A 19,364-nucleotide genomic window follows, 5' to 3' on the forward strand; every position below is an offset into this window, starting at 1 on the left:
GCCTGAAACGGCCCCCGCTGCGGTCAGTTGGGAGAGGCCGGCGAGCAGATAAAGTGGGACGGTGACCCCGACGAACCCCCGCACCCCTGCCAGCGCCCTTGACCGCAGTCCGGGGCATGCCCCTGTCCATTTGGACCTCCGCCAGGATGTCGCCCTGCTCACGGCCGCCCTGATCGACATCAACAGCGTCTCAGGCAACGAAAAGGAGCTGGCCGACGCCGTGGAGCATGCCCTCCGGCTGCTGCCGCAGTTGGAGCTGGTCCGCGACGGCGATTCGATCATCGCCCGCACCAACCTCGGCCGCGCCGAGCGCGTGATCCTGGCGGGGCACCTGGACACGGTGCCGCTGCCCATCACGGAAGGCTCGCTTGGAACCGTGCCGGCGTACTGGCCCTCCGGGGCGCCGGGGGAGGGCATCCTCTACGGTCGCGGCGCCACCGATATGAAGGGCGGCGTCGCTGTGCAGCTGGCGCTGGCGGCCACGATGTTCGACGCCGGCACGGAGCCGGACAAGGACGTCACGTTCGTCTTCTACGACCACGAGGAAGTCGAGGCAGTGAAGAGCGGCCTCGGCCGGCTGGTGCGCAATCACGGGTCCCTGCTCGGCGGTGACTTCGCGATCCTGCTCGAGCCGACCGACGGCACGGTGGAAGGCGGCTGCAACGGCACGATGCGCTTCGAGGCGACCACGCTCGGCGAGGCAGCCCACTCGGCCCGGGCCTGGATGGGCAGCAACGCCATCCACGCGGCCGCCCCGATCCTGGCACGGCTGGCGGCGTACGAGCCGCAGACCGTGACGGTCGACGGCCTCGACTACCGGGAAAGCCTCAACGCCGTGAAGATTCACGGCGGCACGGCCGGAAACGTCATCCCGGACAAGTGCGTCGTGGAAATCAACTATCGTTTCGCCCCGGACAAGACCCCGGACGGGGCCGAGGCCGTGGTGCGTGAGCTGCTGGACGGATTCGACGTCGTCCGCACCGACAGCGCTGCAGGGGCGCGGCCGGGACTGAACCACCCGGCCGCCGCGTCCTTCGTGGCCGCCGTCGGCGCGGAACCGAAGCCCAAGTACGGCTGGACCGACGTCGCACGGTTCAGCGAGCTGGGCATCCCGGCGGTGAACTTCGGGCCCGGCGATGCGCTGCTGGCGCACAAGGACAACGAGCACGTCGAGGCGGACGCGATCCGGGAATGCCTGCGGGCGCTGCGGACCTGGCTCAGCGCCTAACCGCCAGGGGCATCAGGGCAGCACGCACACGTCAGCACGCGCACCGCTCACGTCAGGACGCTGAAAAGGTCCGGAACCTGTGGGGTTCCGGACCTTTTCGGCGCCGAAAGGCCTTACCTGGTCGGGATACCGGCGACCGGGACGTGGGCAACGCCGCCGGCGGCACGCTTGGAGCCGCGGCGTTCGAGCCAGATGGCCAGGCGGGAGACCGCCAGGTCGATCGCGATGTAGATGGCCGCGGCGACGAAGAAGACCGGGAACAGGTACTGCGGGCCGAGGAAGTCGGCCATGACCTGCACTGCCCGGAGCAGCTCGCCGTAGGCGACGATGTAGCCCAGCGAGGTGTCCTTGAGCAGCACCACGAGCTGCGCGACCAACGAGGGCAGCATGCGGCGGATGGCCTGCGGCAGCTCGATGGTCAGCCGGGACTGGAAACTGGTCAGGCCGATCGCCAAGCCGGCCTCGCGCTGGCCTTTGGGCAGCGACTGGATGCCGGCGCGGATGATCTCGGCAAAAATTGCGGAGTTGTACAGGACCAGGCCGGCCACGACGGCGACGAACGAGCTCGTGGCAAAGACGAGCAGAACGAACAGCATCATGAGCACCACGGGCATGCCGCGCAGGAATTCCAGCACCACCCTTGTGGGCACCCGCACCCAGGCGTTGTCCGAGATGCGCAGCAGGCACACAAGGAGGCCCAGAGGGAAGGCAATGACGGCCGCCACGGCCGCGGCGGCGAGCGTCGCGCCGATGCCGTTGCCGATCAGCACCCAGACATCGGGAATCTGGAAGACCGCCCAGCGTTTGGGGTCGAAGATTCCCTGCTGGGCCAGTGTCATGACCGCCAGGACGAGGAGGCCGCCGATCACGATGACGCCGATGATCGAGCCGATCAGCGAAATCCGGCGGGCTTTGGGGCCGGGGACGTCGTAGAGAACAGAGCTCATCGCGCGATTGCCACCTTTCGTTCAACGAAGTTGGCGAGGAAGCCAAGCGGGACGGTTATCAGCAGGTAGAAGAATGCGATGCCGACCAGGACCCACACGACGGCGTCGCCGTTGGCGTTGGCCAACTGCTTGCCGTAGCCGAAGAGTTCCAGCACATAGAACGCACCTGCAACGGAGGAGTTCTTGACCAAAGCGATCAGGATGTTGATCAGCGGCGGGATCACGGTGCGCAGGGCTTGGGGGAGGATGATGAGGGTCAGCACCTGGCTGAACTTCATGCCGATGCTGCGGGCCGCTTCGGCCTGGCCCACCGGGACGCTGTTGACGCCGGAGCGCACGGCCTCGGCAATGAAGGCCGAGGTGTAGGCGCTCAGGGCGATGATGGCGGCGACCTCGAACTGTTGGAACGTGATGCCGAGGCGGGGCAGGACCACTGCGGCGAAAAAGAATGCAATGGTCAGCGGGGTGTTCCGGACGATCTCGACGTACACCATGCTGAAGCCGCGCAGCGCGGCGACGGGGGAGACTCGGGCCGCCGCGAGCACGGTGCCGACGATCAGGGCAATGATCCCCGAGACCACGGACAGGAAGAGGGTTCTGAGAAAACCGTCCCAATACTGGGGGAGGTTTTCAATGATGACGTCCATAAGTTCCTTCAGCTGCGTTGACGGGATTCCAAGCGAAAGACGGCAGTGGCGGCCGCCGGGCTGCGGGGTAACCGCGGGCCCGGCAGCCGCCACAGTCGGCTAGTAGCGGTCGATCGTGGGAAGCTCGGGCGCGGTCTTGATGACGGTGCCGGCGGTGTCTTCCCAGGCCTTCTTGTAGGACCCGTCCTTGGCGAAGGCTTCCAGCTGGTCGTTGATCCACATGCGGAAGGCCTTATCGTCCTTCTTCAGGCCGATGCCGTACGGCTCCTTGGTGAAGGTCTGGTCGGAGGCCAGCTTGAAGGCATCCGGTTCCTTGGATACGAAGCCGGCCAGAATGACGTTGTCCGTGGTGACGGCTTCGACCTGGTGGTTGCGCAGCGGCTCAAGGCAGGCGGAGTAGGTCGCGGCAGGAACCAGGACTGCTCCGTACTTTTCCACGATCGTGGCGGCCGGGGTGGATCCGGTCACGGAGCAGACGTTCTTGCCCTTGAGGTCCTCGGGCTTGGTGATGGAGTTGTTGTCCTTGTTCACCATGAGGGCCTGGCCGGCCTCGTAGTACGGGCCGGCGAAGTCAACTTGGGTCTTGCGCTTGTCGTTGATGGTGTAGGTGGCGACGATGATGTCCACCTTGCCCTGCTTGAGGAACTCCTCGCGGTTGGCGGAGACCGTTTCAACCCACTCGATCTTGTCGGCGGGGATGCCCAGCTTGGCGGCAATCAGCTTGCCGATTTCGACGTCGAAGCCGACCGGCTTGCCGTCGAGGCCCTTCTGGCCGAACAGCGGCTGGTCGAACTTGGTGCCGATGGTGATCTTTCCTGCGGATGAAAGCTTGGCCATGGTGGAATCGGCAGCAAAGCTCGGCTTCTCGGCTACAGGCGGGTTGGTGGTAGTGGAGGAGCTGCCGCCGCAGGCGCTCAGGGTGAGCGCCAGTGCTGCGGATGCGGCAACCAGAAGGGATTTCCTCCGGGTCAAAAATGCCTTCATGACATTCCTTTCATTGGTCGGCCGCCTTCCGGCGGCCAGGGTGCGAACTCGTGAGTGATGAACTCAGTGCGTCAGAAGTTTGGATAGGAAATCTTTGGCCCGGCTGCTCTTGGGGTTGGTGAAGAATTCCTCGGGGGTCGCGTCCTCGACGATCTGGCCGTCGGCCATGAACACGACGCGATCGGCAGCCTTGCGGGCGAAGCCCATCTCGTGGGTGACCACGATCATGGTCATGCCCTCCTTGGCGAGCTGGACCATGACGTCCAGGACCTCGTTGATCATTTCCGGGTCGAGGGCGGAGGTGGGCTCATCGAAGAGCATCACCTTCGGCTTCATCGCCAGGGCGCGGGCGATGGCAACACGCTGCTGCTGGCCGCCGGAGAGCTGAGCGGGAAGTTTGGGGGCCTGATGCCCGACGCCGACCCGCTCCAGCAGTGCCATGGCGTCCTTGTCGGCCTCGGCCTTGGAAACGCCCTTGACCTTGATGGGGCCGAGGGTGACGTTTTCCAGGATGGTCTTGTGGGCGAACAGGTTGAAGGACTGGAAGACCATGCCGACGTCGGCGCGCAGCTTCGCCAGTTCCTTGCCCTCCGCAGGCAGTTCCTTGCCATCGATCCTGATGTCGCCGTCGTCGATTGTCTCGAGGCGGTTGATGGCGCGGCAGAGCGTTGACTTGCCGGAACCCGAGGGACCGATGACAACAACAACCTCACCTTTGCGGACATTCAGGTTGATGTCCTTCAGGACGTGCAACTGGCCGTAATGCTTGTTCACGGCCTTCAGGGAGACGAGCGCATCGCCGGGCACTTGAGTAGTCATATAAAGAATCTAACGAAGATTGACAAGATATGACGGCAATCACTGAGTTTGGTGCAGATCGTGATTCAAGAGATACCTGTACGCCCGGGTCCCCGGCGTGGCCACCGCCCGCTCTCCGGCCGCTCTTTTGCGGCTCTGGGCCGCAGGCGTTCGGAGCCTGCCGCCGGGCGTGGCGCCGCCGCGCCGAAGCGGCGGGCACGGTGTTCCGCGCTAGCCTATGGGCATGAGTACCGATCCGCAGCACGGCCCCAAGCAAAATCCCGAACAGAACCCCGCCGGAAAGCCGGCCCGCGAGGTCCGAAGTACCCCGGCGCCGAACGGGATCCGCCATAAAGGCCCGCTCGAGCTGCGCCGGAAGGCCGCCAAGGTCACGATGTCGGACCAGACCCTGCTCGACACCAAGGGGCCGGGCCAGTTCGTTCACACCGATCCCTGGCGCGTCTTGCGGATCCAGAGCGAGTTTGTGGAAGGGTTCGGCGCCCTCGCCGACCTGGGCCCGGCGGTCAGCGTCTTCGGCTCCGCCCGTACGGTGCCCGGAACCCTCAACTACGAGCTCGGCGTCGAGGTCGGGCGCAAGCTGGCCGAGGCCGGACTGGCCGTGATCACCGGCGGCGGCCCGGGGTCGATGGAGGCCGCCAACAAGGGTGCCGTTCAGGGCAATGGCATTTCGGTGGGGCTCGGGATCGAGCTGCCCTTCGAACAGGGCATGAACCAGTGGGTGGATCTGGGCATCAACTTCCGGTACTTCTTCGCCCGCAAGACGATGTTCGTCAAGTACGCCCAGGGCTTCATTGTGCTCCCGGGCGGTCTGGGGACCTTGGATGAGCTCTTCGAGGCCATGGTCCTGGTCCAGACCCGCAAGGTCACGTCCTTCCCGATCGTCCTGGTGGGGACCGCGTTCTGGACCCCGATGCTCGACTGGGTCCGCGACACCCTCGTCACCGAGGGCATGGTGTCTGAGGAGGACCTTGACCTCGTGCAGGTGGTGGACGACGCCGCGCTCGCCGTCGAACTCGTCGTCGAAGGCGCGGCCCGGCACCGGAACCCGAACGGGGGCTCCACCAATGGGAACGGCACTGGAAACGGCGGCGCAACCCGGGGCTGAAGCGCCGGGCTGAGCGCGCCGGCGTCCGGCTTCTGGCACGATGGTCTAGTGAGTCTCTTTCTGGTCTTCCTTGCGATTGTGCTGATCGGCGTCGCCGTCCTCCTGGGCACCGGCCTGGCGCCGAAAATCTTCCGCCGGGGCACGGCCGGCGGCGCCGACGTGCCCTTTGAGGACGGTTTCGATGAGCCGGTCGCGTCCTTGCCGCCGGTCCTGCTGCCTGCCCGTGCGGCCGCTGAGGACATCGACCATCTCCGTTTTGCCGTCGGGCTCCGCGGCTACCGGATGGACCAAGTGGACCAGGTCCTTGACGATCTGCGGGACCAGATCACCGTCAAAGACCAAAAGATCGAGGCGCTGGGGGAGGAACTGGAACGCCTCCGCCGGCCGACAGAGCAGCGTCCGTGAGCCACGTGGACGACCCGGAGACAGTCCCGGCGCTTGACGCCGGGGGACAAATGGGCCTGAACGCGGCGGCGTGGAGCAGCATCGCGGCCGCTGGCGCCCGGATGTCGCGGTGGCCGTGGTGGGTGCAGGTGGCTGGCCTGTACATCGCCGCCCGACTGGTCAGCGCCTGCATCTTTATGGCCGCCGCGCTGCACCAGGGCGTGAATCCCTGGTTTCCCGCGAAACCGGACTACTGGAACTTCATCAACATCTGGGACGCCCGTTGGTACGCCGAAGCGCTGCAGAACGGGTATCCGGCGCTGCTGCCGACAGACGCGGCCGGCACCGTTCAGGAGAATGCGTGGGCTTTCTACCCGCTGTTTCCCGTGCTGGGCCGGGTGGTGTCCGGACTGACGGGCACGGGTCCGGCGTGGTCGCTGACGGCCATCGCGCTGGCCGCCGGGCTGGGGGCAGCCCTCGTGGCCTACAGGATTTTCCGGCACCGGGCCTCGCACCGCACGGCACTCTGGGGGATCGTCTTCATGGCGGCATTCCCGGTGGCGCCGGTGCTGCAGGTGCCCTACGCCGAATCCCTCAACCTGCTGCTCCTTGGCGCCTCACTGCTGCTGGTCATGGAGCGCCGATACCTGTGGGCCGTGCCCGTGGTGCTCCTCATGTGCCTTTCCCGGCCCACCGGGGTCCCGTTTGCGGTGATGATGGGGCTGTTGTTCCTCTACCGCCTCTGGCAGCGCGTGGCAGGGAGGCCCGCGCGCGGGGTTCCCGTCCACACCACCGCGCAGCTGTGGTCCCTGGCCGGACTGACAGCCGCCAGCGGGGTCGGTGCGCTGCTGTGGCCGGCCATCGCCTGGGCCGCAACCGGCGATCTCGGGGCCTACACCAAGACCGAAACCGCATGGCGCGGCGATGACCTGGTGCCGTTCAGGCCATGGTTCGACACCGGCATCATGCTCTTCGGGCCGACGCTCGGAGTGCTGGCGCCGTTCGTGTTCGTGGCCGCCTTCACGCTTTTCATGATGTCGCGGCCCGTGGTTGCGCTGGGCGCTGAACTGAGGCTCTGGTGCTGCTGCTACATGGGTTACCTGCTGGCCTTCCTGCAACCGCAGACCAGCACGTTCCGGATGCTGCTGCCGCTCTTCCCGCTCGCCCTCAGCGCCGCACTGCTCTCGCGCTCCCGCGCCTACCGGGGAGCCGTGGTGGTCATGTTCGTCCTGCTGCAGATCGTCTGGATTGTGTGGCTGTGGGCGTGGGCGCCGCTGCCGGGCGGAGGGGACTATCCGCCGTGACCCACAGCACCATTTCGCGTTGCCGCCCCGGCTTTCCGGGGCGCGCTGGAAAGTCCAACGATTAGCTCCGGGCGGATTGTTACGCGATAATAGAGGATAAGCAAGGACAAGAAGCACACTGAGTTTAATCGCGGGCGGTTTGATGGCAAGCGGTTGATTCGCAAGCGGTTTATTCGTAAGCGGTTGTGAGCGGGTCTGTCACGGCGGCCTCCTGGAGCGCTGCCGGACGGCTTGATTGACCAAGCGGACGCAGCCCGGCCGGGCTGGTATGTCAGGGACTAATGGAGGGGATATTCCTTATGGCGGCAATGAAACCACGCACCGGCGACGGCCCTATGGAAGTGACGAAAGAGGGACGAAGCTTGATCATGCGTGTTCCGCTCGAAGGCGGGGGGCGGCTCGTGGTCGAGCTCAACGCTGCTGAGGCGACAAACCTCAAGGAATGCCTCGTCGGCGTCACCGAATAGCTTCACACCAAAGAGCTTCGCGAGAGGGCGGGGTCCCAGCCACCAGGCTGCGGACCCCGCCTTTTCTGCTTGTGCGTCTCCTGCTTGTGTCTGGCGCGTGGTTCCTGACGCTTACTTCTTGACGGCGATGAGCAGGCCGTCGCCGGTGGGCAGCATGGCGGAGGCGAGTCGGTCGTCGTCGCGGATGGACTTGCCGATCTGGCGGAGCACCACGGTGGTGGCGTCCCGGGCGGCCGGGTTCGCCACACGGTCCTTGTCGAGGGCGTCGTTGACGATCAGCAGGCCGCCGGACTTGAGCAGCCGCACGGCCTGCTCCACGTAGCTGGGGTAGTTCGGTTTGTCGGCATCGATGAACACGAGATCGTAGGCCCCGTCCGTCAGCCGCGGCAGGACGTCGCCGGCGCGGCCCGAAATGGTGCGCGTGCGGTTGGCGGGGCTGCCGGCTTCCTGGAACGCTTCGCGCGCCGCCTTGAGGTGTTCGACGTCGACGTCGATCGTCGTCAGGACCGCCTGCGGACCGAGCCCGCGTAGGATGCATACGCCGGACACCCCGGCGCCGGTGCCGATCTCCACCGCGGTCTGTGCCTTGGACGCCGCTGCCAGCACCGTCAGCACGGCGCCCACGCCGGGACCGATCGGCGTCACGCCAAGCTCGAAGGACCGTTCGCGCGCGTGCAACAGGACCTCATCCTCGGCAGGCAGATCTTCTGCGTAGGACCAGCTCGTGGACTTATCGGCGCTCATGGGTAATCGCTTTCTGGGCGGCAGGGGAGTACTCCCTACAGCGTACTGTGTCCGGCGGGACGCGACACGGAGGCGGCCGGGCCGTGGCCCCGGCAGGCGGCCACGCGATCCGCCTCGGGGCAGACGTTCTGCCTTCGGCGGAAGACTGCGTCGCGTCAGGAAATTCCCAGCTTATTTTGAAATGATAGGTATCCGCTCATCCGCGTGGTGATCGGCGTCGAATGAAGGGTGCGGGAACCTGCGCGAGCAGGCACCGTTCGGGCGTAGGTACCATCCATGAGGGGAGCGGACGATGTCGGTTCTGACACCTGTCCCGGCAACTGAGGCAACTGATCCAACCGGCCAGTCCGGCACCGCGGCGGAAGCCGAATGGGTGCGGCCCACCTGGGAGGAAGTGGTGACGAACCACTCCGCCAAGGTCTACCGCCTTGCGTACCGGCTGACCGGAAACAAGTACGACGCCGAGGACCTCACCCAGGAGGTGTTCGTCCGGGTGTTCCGTTCGCTGGAGAACTTCAGGCCGGGCACCCTGGACGGCTGGCTGCACCGTATCACCACCAACCTCTTCCTGGACCAGGCCCGGCGCAAGAACCGGATTCGCTTTGACGCCCTGGCCGACGACGCCGAGTCGCGGCTCCCCGGCCGGGAACCCGGCCCGGAGCAGAGCTTCGAATTCAACAACCTCGACGTCGATGTTCAGGCCGCGCTTGAAGAACTGCCCCCGGACTTCCGGGCCGCCGTCGTGCTGTGCGACCTCGAGGGCCTGTCCTACGACGAGGTAGCCGCCGCGCTGGACATCAAACTCGGCACCGTCAGGTCCCGCATCCACCGCGGCCGGACGATGCTGCGCGAAAAGCTCGCGCACCGCGACCCGCGCCCTGCACAGCAGGCCAAGCAGTCCCTCAAGCCGCGGCTCAAAATGCCGCGCATCGCCGGCCTCCTCTGAAGCGGTCCATGGGTCTACTGAAACGTTTGCTGGGTGGTTCCGGCTGCAGGTTCTCGAGCAGGACCGGCCGTAGCCGCATCGGCGCCGCCCGGAAGCTGTCCGCCGACCACCACGATCACATGGAGACCTGTGGCGAATGCCGCGCCCGGCAGCAGCGCGAGCGCCAGTACCTGGAGAGGCTCCGCGGCGCCGCCGTGCCCGAGGCCAGCGAGGACCTGACCGCACGGCTCCTGGCACGGACCGAGCAGTTGGCCGCGGAACGCGCAGCCGCAGAAGGCACAGACGCAGCGCGAGCTGACGCGGCACCCGCGGACACGGAAGGCGCGGAATCGGCCTGGGCGGATACAGCGTCGGGAGGCACGCATCAGGCGCCAGGGCGTTTGCCCGCAGAAAACGTCACGACAAATCGGCCAGGGACGGCCCGGCCGCTTGGCGGCTGGCCGGCGGAAGCCGCGAATCCCCACCGCCGCCGCGGCCCGCGCCTGCCCGCAGTGGCGGCTGGAGGGGCCGTAGCTGCCCTCGCCCTCATGGCCGGCACCGCATACTTCATGGGAGGCGACGCCACGGTCCTGGCCGACGGCGCAGAGACCTCCAAACTCTCCCACCCCGACACCGCAGGGCAGCTCGCCACCGGAGAGCCGCTTGCCACGGGGAACCTGTCAGATGTCGACGGGTCCAGTGCAGGCGGAACCGGCGCCCCGGGCGACGCGGGAAGCGGACCCTGGGTTGGACTCGGCCAGGGTGGCGAGCCCGACTTCGCCCCGGCCGGGGCGTTGAGCGCCGGGCAGCTCGCGGCCTTACGGGCGCAGGGATGGACATGTCCGGAACTGCGGGACCTTGGATTCCACCTGATGTGGGCCCGGGCCGGTGTCATGTCCGGGGACGAGGTCCTGGAGCTTCGCCTCACGGACGGCCAGCACTTCGCCACGGTCCTCGAACAGCACGATTCCGCGCCGCGGGTGCCCGGAACGCCAGCGGCACGGGCCCGGGCGGATGCTTCGCCAACCAACGTGCTGACGGGCCACACCGCCATGGCGGACGGTTTCACGGTGGCGAAGGCCGGCACGGCCGCCGCCCCTCAATCCGGGCCCGACGCCGAGCCCGGCGCCGGACCCGGGGACAGTGCGCTCTGGGTCAACCCTGGCCCGCCCTACCGGGCCATCTACCAGACCGCCGCGGCCACATACACATACGTGTCGGATCTGCCGGCCGACCAGGCCGGCGACGGCGCTGCCGCGCTCACCCGGGTAAGCAGCCGAGCCTCGGAGCCCGCGTCACGCGATGGAATCCCGGAACGGATCGAGCGCGGGCTGAGCCGAATCCTGGAGCACCTGGCCCCGTGAGGCAGCAACGGGGTCGACATCATAGGCAGCCCGACTTCGCGAAGTCGTCGCCAGCCCGAACGAGAGGGTAATCTTCCTAAAGTGCTTGGAATCAATGGACCGGAGTTCTTACTTCTGCTGATCATCGGCCTTCTGGTGATTGGTCCCAGCAGGCTGCCCGAGTACACCCAGAAACTTGCCAATATCGTCAAGGAAGTACGCCGGATGGCGTCGGGTGCGCGGGAACAGATCAAGGATGAAGTCGGCATCGATATCGACGACGTCGACTGGAAGAAGTATGACCCCCGGCAGTACGATCCGCGCCGGATCATCAAGGAAGCGCTCCTGGACGACGACACGAAGCCGGTGAGCTCCGGGGCGCCCGTAACGGTTTCCGCGGCTGCGGCCGCCACGGCCGTCGCCGAACACCGCCCGGCCCGGGTCTTCGAGCGCCTGCCCGCGGGCGAATCAGCGCCCTTCGACTCAGAAGCGACCTAGGACCTCACGCGGCGCCGCCCACTATGCCGGCCGGCCCGAATAATCCTGCCCCGGTCAGCGGACGCAAACAGCGGCGCCGGCCGTCTGCCTCAACCAGCAAGCCCGGTCAGCGGGGCTGCAGGCCCAGCGGCGTGCCGTTGAGCCCGCGGGGCACCGACGCCAGCTTCCCGGCGATCCCGGCCAAGGCAAGGGCAGCCGGCGTCTCAGGGCGCCCCAGCACCAGCGGAACCCCGGCATCTCCGCCCTCACGCAACAGGACTTCGAGGGGAATCTGGCCCAGCAACGGGACGTCCTCACCCACGGTGGCGGAGAGGCGCCCGGCGAGCACGGCGCCGCCGCCGCTGCCGAACAGTTCCATCCTGCCGCCGTCGGGCATTTCAAGATAGGACATGTTTTCCACGACGCCGGCCACGGTCTGGCCGGTCTGCGTGGCGATGGCCCCGGCCCGCTCGGCAACATCCGCGGCGGCCGCCTGCGGGGTGGTCACGACCAGGATCTGGGCCTTGGGCAACAGTTGGGCGACCGAGATCGCGATGTCGCCCGTGCCCGGCGGGAGGTCCAAGAAGAGGGCGTCGAGGTCGCCGAAGTACACGTCCGTGAGGAACTGCTCCAGCGCCCGGTGCAGCATCGGCCCGCGCCATGCGACGGGCTGGTTTCCGGTGACGAACATGCCGATGGAGATGACCTTTACCCCGTAGGCCACCGGCGGCAGGATCATGTCGTCCACCCGCGTGGGGGCCTGGGTGATGCCCATCAGCGCCGGGACGGAGAAACCGTACACGTCCGCGTCCACGATCCCCACGCGGAGCCCCTGGGCCGCCAGCGCGCACGCCAGGTTGACTGTCACCGAAGACTTGCCCACCCCGCCCTTGCCGCTCGCGACCGCGTACACCCTGGTCAGGGAGCCAGGGGCGTTGAACGGGATGCCGCGCTGGCCGCCGGAGCCGCGCAACTGCTCCTTCAGGGCGTCGCGCTGAGCCTGCGTCATGACTTTCAAGTCAACATCGACGCCGGTGACGCCCGGGACGGCGGAGAGGGCAGCTTCGGCGTCCGCGGTGATGGTGCCGCGTAGCGGGCAGCCCGCAATGGTCAGAAGCACCACAAGCCGCACCGTGCCGCCGTCGGAGATCTCCACCGACTCCACCATGCCGAGCTCGGTGATGGGACGGCGGAGTTCAGGGTCGATCACGGTGGCAAGTGCCGCGTGCACTGCCTGTTCCAGCGGGATGCTCATGCGGGCGATGCTCAGCTTTCGGGGAAGGTGCGGTGTGCAGGCAGGCGGGCGGGGTCGGCGGCATCGGCAGTGAGGCTCGACGGCGGGTTCGCGGAGGGGTTCAACGGCGGGTTCGCTTTCCGGTCCTCCTGCGCGGTGTCCCGCTTGCCGCCGGTCTTGACGCGGGGGATCTGCTGGGTCCGGGGCCCGCGCTGCTTGTCGCGACGCTCCTTCAGCTTCTCCTTGACCTTGTCCCGCGGCGTCTCGTGGGCGCCGGCAGAAGGATCATGCGTGCGCAGTTCCTCCTGCGCCTCCAGCATGTCCTCCAGCAGGCTGCGCAGCTCGGCGCGGACGTAGTCGCGGGTGGCGACCTCGCGCAGCGCGATACGCAGGGACGCAAGTTCCCGGGTCAGGTACTCGGTGTCGGAGAGATTGCGCTCAGCCCGTTGCCGGTCCTGCTGGAGCGAGACCTTGTCCCGGTCGTCCTGGCGGTTCTGCGCGAGCAGCAGCAGGGGAGCGGCGTAGGAGGCCTGGAGGGACAGCATGAGGGTCAGCAGGGTGAAGCCCAGTGCCCGTGAGTCGAACTGCCATTCAACCGGGGCCCACGTGTTCCAGCCCAGCCAGAAGACACAGAACACGGTCATGTAGAGCAGGAACTGCGGGGTGCCCATGAAGCGGGCGAAGCCTTCCGTGGCATGGCCGAAGGCGTCCGGGTCGGGACGGAAGTTGGGCAGGATACGTTGCCGGCCGCTGAGGGGCGTGTCCAGGCCGCCGGAAGTCCTGCTGCCGGGGCGGACGTTGGAGGTCCGGGGTGCGGTGGGATCAGCCAATGCGGCCTCCAAGCTTCCTTATCGGGGCGTCGTCCTCGTGGGCGCGCCAGTCGTCCGGCAACAGGTGATCAAGCACGTCGTCAACAGTCACCGCCCCCACAAGTCGTCCGTCCGAGTTGACCACGGGGAGCGAATTGAGGTTGTAGGTGGCCAATGCCCGGGCCACCTCACTGATATGGGCCTGGTCGGAAACCGGTTCCAGGCTCTTGTCCACGAGGTTTCCCAGCGGCTCGGGCGGCGGGTAGCGCAGCAGCTGCTGGATATGCACGACGCCGAGGAATCGCCCGGTGGGCGTTTCCAGCGGCGGACGGGCAACGAAGATCGAGGACGCCAGCGCGGGGGAGAGTTCCTCCCGGCGGACGTGGGCGAGTGCCTCGGCGACGGTTGCCTCCGGGGGAAGGATCACCGGAACCGGCGTCATGAGGCCGCCGGCGGTGTCCTCGTCGTATTCGAGCAGGCGGCGGACGTCCTCGGCGCCTTCGGGTTCCATCAGCTGCAGGAGTTCCTCGGCCTGCGCGCTGGGAAGTTCGGCGAGGAGGTCGGCGGCGTCGTCGGGATCCATTTCCTCCAGGACGTCGGCGGCGCGGTTGATGTCCAGCGCGGAGAGGATCTCCACCTGATCGCCTTCGGGCATCTCCTGCAGGACATCGGCGAGCCGTTCGTCCTGGAGCTCACTGGCGACCTCGAAGCGGCGTTTGTCGCTCATTTCCTGGAGTGCTTCGGCGAAGTCGGCCGGCTTGAGGTCCTCGTGAGTCGCCACGAACTGGGTGGCGGCCTGGGGCTCGGTCTTGGCGCCCTGCTGGGCATCGGCCCAGTCGATGATCATGGTTTCGTTGCGGCGCAGCCGGCTCAGCGGTGAGAGGGAGTGGCCGCGGCGTACGAAAAGCTTGCTCACGAACCAGTCGCCCGAGCGGTGCTTGTCCATGGCGATGTCCTCGATGGTCGCGTCTCCGCTGCCGTCCGCGAGGGTCACCCGGCGGTCGAACATTTCAGCGACCACAAGGGTTTCCGCACCACGCTGTTCGAAGCGGCGCAGATTGACCAGTCCGGTGCAGATGATCTGGGTCTGGTCGATGGACGTAATCCGGGTCATCGGCACAAACACGCGCTTCTTCCCGGGGACTTCGACGACGATGCCCACCACGTGCGGGGCGCCTCTGGTTCCGCGGGAGAGCACCACGACATCGCGCAGCCGTCCCAGACGGTCGCCCAGTGGGTCAAAGACGTCCAGTCCGAGGAGGCGCGCGACAAACACCCGCGTAAGATTCGTGCTCACTTATACAGGCTACCCAGTCTGCTCTCTTTTAGCTGAATTTCCAGCCGTATACCAGCCGGATGGGTGAGAATGGGCATATGTCAAACATTTTTGGTGCTCCCAGGGCCGGTGCCCCCAATGGCTCGGACGAGGCCCGCGCCGTCCCGCGAGGCGACGTCGTCGGTTCCTACAACTCCTACCTGGATGCCCAGAAGGCGGTGGACTACCTGGCTGACCAGCAGTTCCCCGTGCAGATGGTGTCGATCGTGGGCAACGATCTGAAGATGGTCGAGCGGGTGACCGGCCGCCTGACCTACCCGCGTGTCGCCTTGTCCGGCGCCCTCAGCGGCATGTGGTTCGGCCTTTTCGTCGGCGTCATGCTCTCGTTCTTCTCCACGACCCCCGGGTATTTCTCGATTGTGACGTCGGTGCTGATGGGCGCCGCATTCTTCATGCTGTTTGGCATCGTCACCTACGCCATGCAGCGCGGCAAGCGCGACTTCACCTCAACCAGCCAGGTGGTGGCGACCAACTATGACGTGGTGGTCTCCTTCGAGGCTGCCGGCGAAGCGCGGCGCCTGCTCCACCAGTTGCCCATGACGCCGCATGACGCGTCCGGCTACCGGCAGCAGGAACCCCAGCAGCACAACCCGCAGCAGCCGGGCCCGCAGCAGCCAGGCCACCTGGGCCAGGCACCCCAGCGCCCGGCGGGCTGGAACGATCCCTACGGCCAGAGGACGCCGGAGCCCGGCAGTGAGCCGGCCGGACCGTACCAGGGCGGTCAGCCCCAGCAGGCCGGGACCCCGGGCCACGCCCCGGCGGCCCCCGGCACGGAGGAAGAGCCGGCCCGCCCGGCAGGCCGGGTCTCCGGCGTGACCTACCCCGACCTCCCGGACGGCCGCCCGCAGTACGGGGTCAGGGTCACGGACAGCGACAAGCCCGCGCCGGGCCACGACGGCCAGCAGCACTAACTCGGGGCAGAAGAAGGCTTCAGAAGAAGCCTGCGCGAGGCAAGCCGCGATATAAGCTTCACAAGAAGCTGCAGACGCAGGAAAGGGAGGGTCCCAAGGACCCTCCCTTTCCTGTGCTTCTTCGGCTCGTCTGCCGGACGGACGTTACGGCGTCTGGCCGTCGAATTCCAGGTAGATGCCCGCCATCCAGGACTCGACGTCGTCCACCTTGCGCGGCAACGCAGCGCTGAGGTTGACCGGGCCGTCGGCCGTCATGAGGATGTCATCCTCGATCCGGACACCGATGCCGCGGTATTCCTCGGGGATGCCGATGTCCTCGTTCTTGAAGTACAGGCCGGGTTCGATCGTAAACACCATTCCAGGTGTGAGCACGCCGTCGAGGTACAGATCCCGCTTTGCCTGCGCGCAGTCGTGGACGTCCAGGCCGAGGTGGTGGCTCGTGCCGTGCGGCATCCACCGACGGTGCTGCTGCCCTTCGGTGCTGACGGCTTCCTCTACGGAGACGGGCAGGAGGCCCCATTCGGCGAGCCGCTCCGCCAGTACGGTGGTGGCTGCGGTGTGGATGTCCCGGAATTTGGTGCCGGGCTGGGCGGCCGCGAAGCCGGCGTCGGCGGCGTCGAGCACTGCCTCATAGACCTTGCGCTGGATCTCGGTGAACTTGCCGTTGGCCGGCAAGGTGCGGGTGACGTCGGCCGTGTACAGGGAATCGGCCTCGACGCCGGCGTCCAGGAGCAGCAGTTCACCGGCGGCGATCTTTCCGGTGTTCCGGGTCCAGTGCAGGATGGTGGCGTTGTTGCCGGACGCGGCGATGGTGTCGTAGCCGAGTTCATTGCCGTCCTCGCGGGCCCGGGCGAAGAACGCCCCTTCGACGACCCGTTCGCCGCGGTGGTGGGTCAGCGCCCGCGGGAGTGCCTTGACGACCTCCGTGAAGCCTGCCACGGTGGCGGCCACGGCGGTCTTCATCTGTTCGATTTCCCACTCGTCCTTCAGCAGGCGCAGCTCGGAGAGGGCCTCGCTGAGCTTCTCGTCCAGGGCATCGAGGACGCTCAGGTCAAGGTTGTCAGGATCCTTGGCCGTGTTGTAGCGGGCGGTGTCCACGAGCGCGTCGATGTTCTCGTCTACCTTGCGGACCAGCCGGATGGAGATGCCGCCGATCTCGGGCGCACCGACGTTCTTGGTGATGGCGAGTTCGAGTTCGCTGATGTCCGCGGTGTCCAGCCCGAGCCGGGCCTTGAACTCGGCCAGGGTGGGGCGTGCGCCGATCCAGAACTCCCCGGAGCGGGAGTCGGCGTAGAACTGCTCGGTGTCGCGGCCGGCCAGCGGGCGGAAGTACAGCGTGGCGTGGTGGTTGCCGCCGTCGTCGCCCGTACCCTCGGCCACCGGCTCCAGGATCAGGACCGCATCGGGCTCGTGGTCCACGCCGAGGCCGGTGAGGTGCGCGAAGGCCGAGTGCGGCCGGAAGCGGTAGTCGCAGTCGTTCGAGCGGACCTTAAGCGGGCCGGCAGGGATGACCAGGCGTTCACCTTTGAACTGGCCTGATATGGCGCGGCGCCGGGCTGCTGCGTGGCCGGCGACGGCGTCCCGCTCGGGGAGTTGCTGCGTGGCCGGCGCCCAGTTGCTGGCCATAAAAGCCTTGAAAGCGTCGGAACTGGGCCGCTGCGAGCGGTTGTTGACGCGCTCTTCGAGGGGCTGGGAAGCGGAGACTTGGGTGTTATCTGCATCGTTCACCGTCCAATAGTCTCACCAGCGCCGCGGCTTAGGCCAACGGCGCGCTCCCGCTGCACGGCAACTCCAACGCGCGGGCGAAGGGTATAGACGCGCGGAGCCGGGGCTTTGGACCGGGCCATCTACTAGGCTGGTGAGGTGAGAATTGACCTGCATGCGCACTCGAACGTTTCCGACGGCACCCAGGCGCCGGCCGACGTCGTTGAGTCCGCTGCCGGTGCCGGGCTGGACGTCGTCGCGCTGACCGATCACGACTCGACCGACGGGTGGGCGGAGGCCGCCGTCGCGGCCCGGAAATCGGGGGTCGCCCTGGTCCCGGGCATGGAGATCTCCTGCCGGACCAGGGAAGGCATCAGCGTCCACCTGCTGAGCTACCTGCATGACCCGGCCCACCCCGGACTCCTTGAGGAAATCACCAAGGCCAAGGAGGCTCGGCACACGAGGGCCCAAAAGATGGTCACCCTGCTGGCCGAGGACTACCCGCTGACATGGGACGACGTGATCCACCACGTCGCGCCGGGCGCCACCCTCGGCCGCCCGCACATCGCTGACGCCCTCGTGGCCGCCGGCGTGGTGGAGGACCGTGCCGAGGCCTTCAACTCCATCCTTACCTCACACTCGCGCTACTGGGTCCAGCACTACGCGCCGGATCCGGCGCTCGCCGTCGAACTGGTCCGGGACGCCGGTGGCGTGCCGGTTTTTGCGCACCCCGTCGCGTCCGCCCGCGGACGGATCGTGGGGGAGGGGACGTACCGGGAAATGATCGACGCCGGGCTGGCCGGCCTGGAAATCTACCACCGCGACAATCCCGAAGAGGGCAGGGTGTTCCTGCGCCGCATCGCCGAACGGTACGGCCTGCTGGTCACCGGGTCCTCGGACTACCACGGCGCCGGGAAGCCGAACCTGCTCGGGGAAAACCTGACCTCGCCCGAAGTCTTTGCCCGGATCGAGGAACTGGGCACCGGCTCCGCCGTGGTGCGCTGAGTCCTTCCCGAACCTGATTGCGCTATCACTTGTGGTCGCTCAGAGGCCCGGTTAGCCGCCACAAGTGATGGCGCATCGCGACGAAAGGCGGCTGGGACCGCCGGTCAGGCCCCGGGGTCCGGCGGGAACGCGGTGAACTGCGCTTTGGCGTCCAGTCGTTTGGCCATCACGTCGACGGCCGCCTGATTCTGGTCCACGCACACGAACCTGCGCTCCAGCTTCGCAGCCACGGCGCCGAGCGTGCCGGAACCGGCGAAGAAGTCCAGGCACCAGTCGCCCGGCCGGCTTGAGGCCGCGACCACGCGCCGGATGAGGCCTTCCGGCTTCTGCGTCGGGTAGCCGGTCTTTTCCTTGCCCGTGGGCGAGACGATCGTGTGCCACCACACGTCTGTGGGGAGCTTGCCGAGCTCGCGTTTGGCGGGGGTGACGAGACCGGGCGCCATGTACGGCTCACGGTCCACCTCGGCGCTGTCGAAATGGTACTTCGCCGGGTTCTTGACGTAGACAAGGATGTTGTCGTGCTTGGTGGGCCAGCGGTACTTGGCGCGTGCACCGTAGTCGTACGCCCAGATGATCTCGTTGAGGAAGCATTCGCGGCCGAAGATCGCGTCCAGCATGACCTTCGCGTAGTGCACCTCGCGGTAGTCCAGGTGCAGGTACAAGGTGCCGTCGTCGGCCAGGAGCCGCCAGGCCTCCACGAGCCGGGGCTCGAGGAAAGACCAGTAGTCGCTGAAGGCGTCGTCGTAGCTGTGCAGCGCGCCCTTGATGGTGTCGTAGGACCGGCCCTTGAACCCGACGCGGTCACCCTCGCCGTCGGCGTTGAGGACCATCCGGGTTTCCTGGCGCCGCTGCACCCGGCCGGTGTTGAAGGGCGGGTCCACGTAAATCAGAGTGAAGGCGCCGTCCGGCAGCGTGGGGAGGTATTCCGCGTTGTCCGCGTGAACCACCAGGTTGCTGCCGTCCGGCGCCCAGACGGTGTCAGTCATGGAGG

20 protein-coding genes are annotated in these 19,364 nt (G+C 67.1%); 10 read left to right on the plus strand and 10 right to left on the minus strand.

The features are described 5' to 3' along the window. Positions 1-130 precede the first annotated feature (130 nt). Complete coding sequence (gene dapE / locus BLR03_RS02545) at positions 131-1,228, plus strand: succinyl-diaminopimelate desuccinylase (RefSeq protein WP_091249008.1); 1,098 nt, start codon at positions 131-133, stop codon at positions 1,226-1,228. Between the two features lie 113 nt (positions 1,229-1,341). Here dapE and BLR03_RS02550 read toward each other — a convergent pair whose 3' ends face one another. From BLR03_RS02550 to BLR03_RS02565, 4 genes are all read right to left on the minus strand, one after another. Further along, a complete protein-coding gene (locus tag BLR03_RS02550) occupies positions 1,342-2,175 on the minus strand; it encodes an amino acid ABC transporter permease (protein WP_091249010.1) in 834 nt (277 codons plus the stop codon). Further along, a complete protein-coding gene (locus BLR03_RS02555) occupies positions 2,172-2,822 on the minus strand; it encodes an amino acid ABC transporter permease (protein WP_091249013.1) in 651 nt (216 codons plus the stop codon). The genes BLR03_RS02550 and BLR03_RS02555 overlap by 4 nt, the downstream gene beginning before the upstream one ends. 99 nt (positions 2,823-2,921) lie before the next feature. Further along, on the minus strand, positions 2,922-3,806 hold the full coding sequence (locus BLR03_RS02560) for a glutamate ABC transporter substrate-binding protein (protein ID WP_091249015.1): 885 nt from the start codon (positions 3,804-3,806) through the stop codon (positions 2,922-2,924). 63 nt (positions 3,807-3,869) lie between these two features. Further along, positions 3,870-4,625 carry an amino acid ABC transporter ATP-binding protein gene (locus BLR03_RS02565; protein ID WP_091249018.1) on the minus strand — a complete coding sequence of 252 codons (756 nt, stop codon included), beginning with the start codon at positions 4,623-4,625 and terminating at the stop codon, positions 3,870-3,872. 217 nt (positions 4,626-4,842) lie between these two features. On the opposite strand from BLR03_RS02565, the gene BLR03_RS02570 reads away from it, so the two are divergent. The 4 genes from BLR03_RS02570 (at position 4,843) to BLR03_RS02585 (ending at position 7,885) form a co-directional block, all read left to right on the plus strand. Continuing rightward, positions 4,843-5,730, plus strand: a complete 888-nt coding sequence (locus BLR03_RS02570) for an LOG family protein (RefSeq protein WP_254788125.1) — start codon at positions 4,843-4,845, stop codon at positions 5,728-5,730. Between the two features lie 48 nt (positions 5,731-5,778). Continuing rightward, positions 5,779-6,135, plus strand: a complete 357-nt coding sequence (locus BLR03_RS02575) for a DivIVA domain-containing protein (RefSeq protein WP_091249020.1) — start codon at positions 5,779-5,781, stop codon at positions 6,133-6,135. Positions 6,136-6,185: 50 nt separating this feature from the next. Continuing rightward, positions 6,186-7,418 carry a hypothetical protein gene (locus BLR03_RS02580; protein WP_368086933.1) on the plus strand — a complete coding sequence of 411 codons (1,233 nt, stop codon included), beginning with the start codon at positions 6,186-6,188 and terminating at the stop codon, positions 7,416-7,418. A gap of 299 nt (positions 7,419-7,717) precedes the next feature. Further along, the gene (locus BLR03_RS02585) at positions 7,718-7,885 is read left to right on the plus strand and encodes a DUF3117 domain-containing protein (RefSeq protein WP_079550332.1); all 168 of its coding nucleotides are present in this window, start codon (positions 7,718-7,720) and stop codon (positions 7,883-7,885) included. 111 nt (positions 7,886-7,996) lie between these two features. On the opposite strand, the gene BLR03_RS02590 is transcribed toward BLR03_RS02585, so the two are convergent. Further along, complete coding sequence (locus BLR03_RS02590; RefSeq protein WP_091249026.1) at positions 7,997-8,629, minus strand: O-methyltransferase; 633 nt, start codon at positions 8,627-8,629, stop codon at positions 7,997-7,999. A 292-nt stretch (positions 8,630-8,921) separates the two neighbouring features. Between BLR03_RS02590 and sigE the strand changes: the two genes are divergently transcribed. The 3 genes from sigE (at position 8,922) to BLR03_RS02605 (ending at position 11,395) form a co-directional block, all read left to right on the plus strand. Beyond that, positions 8,922-9,575 carry an RNA polymerase sigma factor SigE gene (gene sigE / locus BLR03_RS02595; protein ID WP_091249029.1) on the plus strand — a complete coding sequence of 218 codons (654 nt, stop codon included), beginning with the start codon at positions 8,922-8,924 and terminating at the stop codon, positions 9,573-9,575. An 8-nt stretch (positions 9,576-9,583) separates the two neighbouring features. After that, on the plus strand, positions 9,584-10,918 hold the full coding sequence (locus BLR03_RS24295; protein WP_175460386.1) for a hypothetical protein: 1,335 nt from the start codon (positions 9,584-9,586) through the stop codon (positions 10,916-10,918). Between the two features lie 81 nt (positions 10,919-10,999). Then, entirely contained in the window at positions 11,000-11,395 is a 396-nt protein-coding gene (locus tag BLR03_RS02605; RefSeq protein WP_091249031.1) for a twin-arginine translocase TatA/TatE family subunit, read from the plus strand. A gap of 106 nt (positions 11,396-11,501) precedes the next feature. Here the strand turns inward: BLR03_RS02605 and BLR03_RS02610 are convergent, their stop codons facing one another. Genes BLR03_RS02610 through BLR03_RS02620 form a run of 3 tightly spaced genes read right to left on the minus strand, consistent with a single transcriptional unit; the run spans position 11,502 to position 14,714 of the window. Further along, positions 11,502-12,629, minus strand: coding sequence for an Mrp/NBP35 family ATP-binding protein (locus BLR03_RS02610; protein WP_091249033.1), 1,128 nt, complete (start codon positions 12,627-12,629; stop codon positions 11,502-11,504). Between the two features lie 11 nt (positions 12,630-12,640). Continuing rightward, on the minus strand, positions 12,641-13,375 hold the full coding sequence (locus BLR03_RS02615) for a DUF1003 domain-containing protein (protein WP_254788131.1): 735 nt from the start codon (positions 13,373-13,375) through the stop codon (positions 12,641-12,643). 55 nt (positions 13,376-13,430) lie between these two features. Beyond that, entirely contained in the window at positions 13,431-14,714 is a 1,284-nt protein-coding gene (locus BLR03_RS02620) for a magnesium transporter MgtE N-terminal domain-containing protein (protein ID WP_091249035.1), read from the minus strand. Between the two features lie 77 nt (positions 14,715-14,791). Here BLR03_RS02620 and BLR03_RS24300 point away from each other — a divergent pair, with 77 nt between their 5' ends. Beyond that, a complete protein-coding gene (locus tag BLR03_RS24300) occupies positions 14,792-15,664 on the plus strand; it encodes a YflT domain-containing protein (RefSeq protein WP_091249038.1) in 873 nt (290 codons plus the stop codon). Positions 15,665-15,808: 144 nt separating this feature from the next. Here the strand turns inward: BLR03_RS24300 and BLR03_RS02630 are convergent, their stop codons facing one another. Further along, positions 15,809-17,392 carry an aminopeptidase P family protein gene (locus BLR03_RS02630; RefSeq protein ID WP_091249039.1) on the minus strand — a complete coding sequence of 528 codons (1,584 nt, stop codon included), beginning with the start codon at positions 17,390-17,392 and terminating at the stop codon, positions 15,809-15,811. A 135-nt stretch (positions 17,393-17,527) separates the two neighbouring features. Between BLR03_RS02630 and BLR03_RS02635 the strand changes: the two genes are divergently transcribed. Further along, positions 17,528-18,373 carry a PHP domain-containing protein gene (locus tag BLR03_RS02635; protein ID WP_091249042.1) on the plus strand — a complete coding sequence of 282 codons (846 nt, stop codon included), beginning with the start codon at positions 17,528-17,530 and terminating at the stop codon, positions 18,371-18,373. A gap of 104 nt (positions 18,374-18,477) precedes the next feature. On the opposite strand, the gene BLR03_RS02640 is transcribed toward BLR03_RS02635, so the two are convergent. Further along, entirely contained in the window at positions 18,478-19,359 is an 882-nt protein-coding gene (locus BLR03_RS02640; protein WP_091249043.1) for a DNA-methyltransferase, read from the minus strand. Positions 19,360-19,364: the final 5 nt, after the last annotated feature.

The sequence above is a fragment of the Arthrobacter sp. ok909 genome, assembly GCF_900104405.1.
GTDB classification, from domain to species: Bacteria; Actinomycetota; Actinomycetes; order Actinomycetales; family Micrococcaceae; genus Arthrobacter; species Arthrobacter humicola.

Bases quoted from the DNA above. Each gene is read 5' to 3' on its own strand.
- BLR03_RS02585 (WP_079550332.1), top strand. From the start codon at position 7,718: ATGGCGGCAATGAAACCACGCACCGGCGACGGCCCTATGGAAGTGACG.
- BLR03_RS02550 (WP_091249010.1), bottom strand. From the start codon at position 2,175: ATGAGCTCTGTTCTCTACGACGTCCCCGGCCCCAAAGCCCGCCGGATT.
- BLR03_RS02565 (WP_091249018.1), bottom strand. From the start codon at position 4,625: ATGACTACTCAAGTGCCCGGCGATGCGCTCGTCTCCCTGAAGGCCGTG.
- BLR03_RS02555 (WP_091249013.1), bottom strand. From the start codon at position 2,822: ATGGACGTCATCATTGAAAACCTCCCCCAGTATTGGGACGGTTTTCTC.
- BLR03_RS02560 (WP_091249015.1), bottom strand. From the start codon at position 3,806: ATGAAGGCATTTTTGACCCGGAGGAAATCCCTTCTGGTTGCCGCATCC.
- BLR03_RS02580 (WP_368086933.1), top strand. From the start codon at position 6,186: ATGGGCCTGAACGCGGCGGCGTGGAGCAGCATCGCGGCCGCTGGCGCC.
- BLR03_RS02570 (WP_254788125.1), top strand. From the start codon at position 4,843: ATGGGCATGAGTACCGATCCGCAGCACGGCCCCAAGCAAAATCCCGAA.
- BLR03_RS24295 (WP_175460386.1), top strand. From the start codon at position 9,584: ATGGGTCTACTGAAACGTTTGCTGGGTGGTTCCGGCTGCAGGTTCTCG.
- BLR03_RS02640 (WP_091249043.1), bottom strand. From the start codon at position 19,359: ATGACTGACACCGTCTGGGCGCCGGACGGCAGCAACCTGGTGGTTCAC.
- BLR03_RS24300 (WP_091249038.1), top strand. From the start codon at position 14,792: ATGTCAAACATTTTTGGTGCTCCCAGGGCCGGTGCCCCCAATGGCTCG.
- sigE (WP_091249029.1), top strand. From the start codon at position 8,922: ATGTCGGTTCTGACACCTGTCCCGGCAACTGAGGCAACTGATCCAACC.
- BLR03_RS02610 (WP_091249033.1), bottom strand. From the start codon at position 12,629: ATGAGCATCCCGCTGGAACAGGCAGTGCACGCGGCACTTGCCACCGTG.
- BLR03_RS02590 (WP_091249026.1), bottom strand. From the start codon at position 8,629: ATGAGCGCCGATAAGTCCACGAGCTGGTCCTACGCAGAAGATCTGCCT.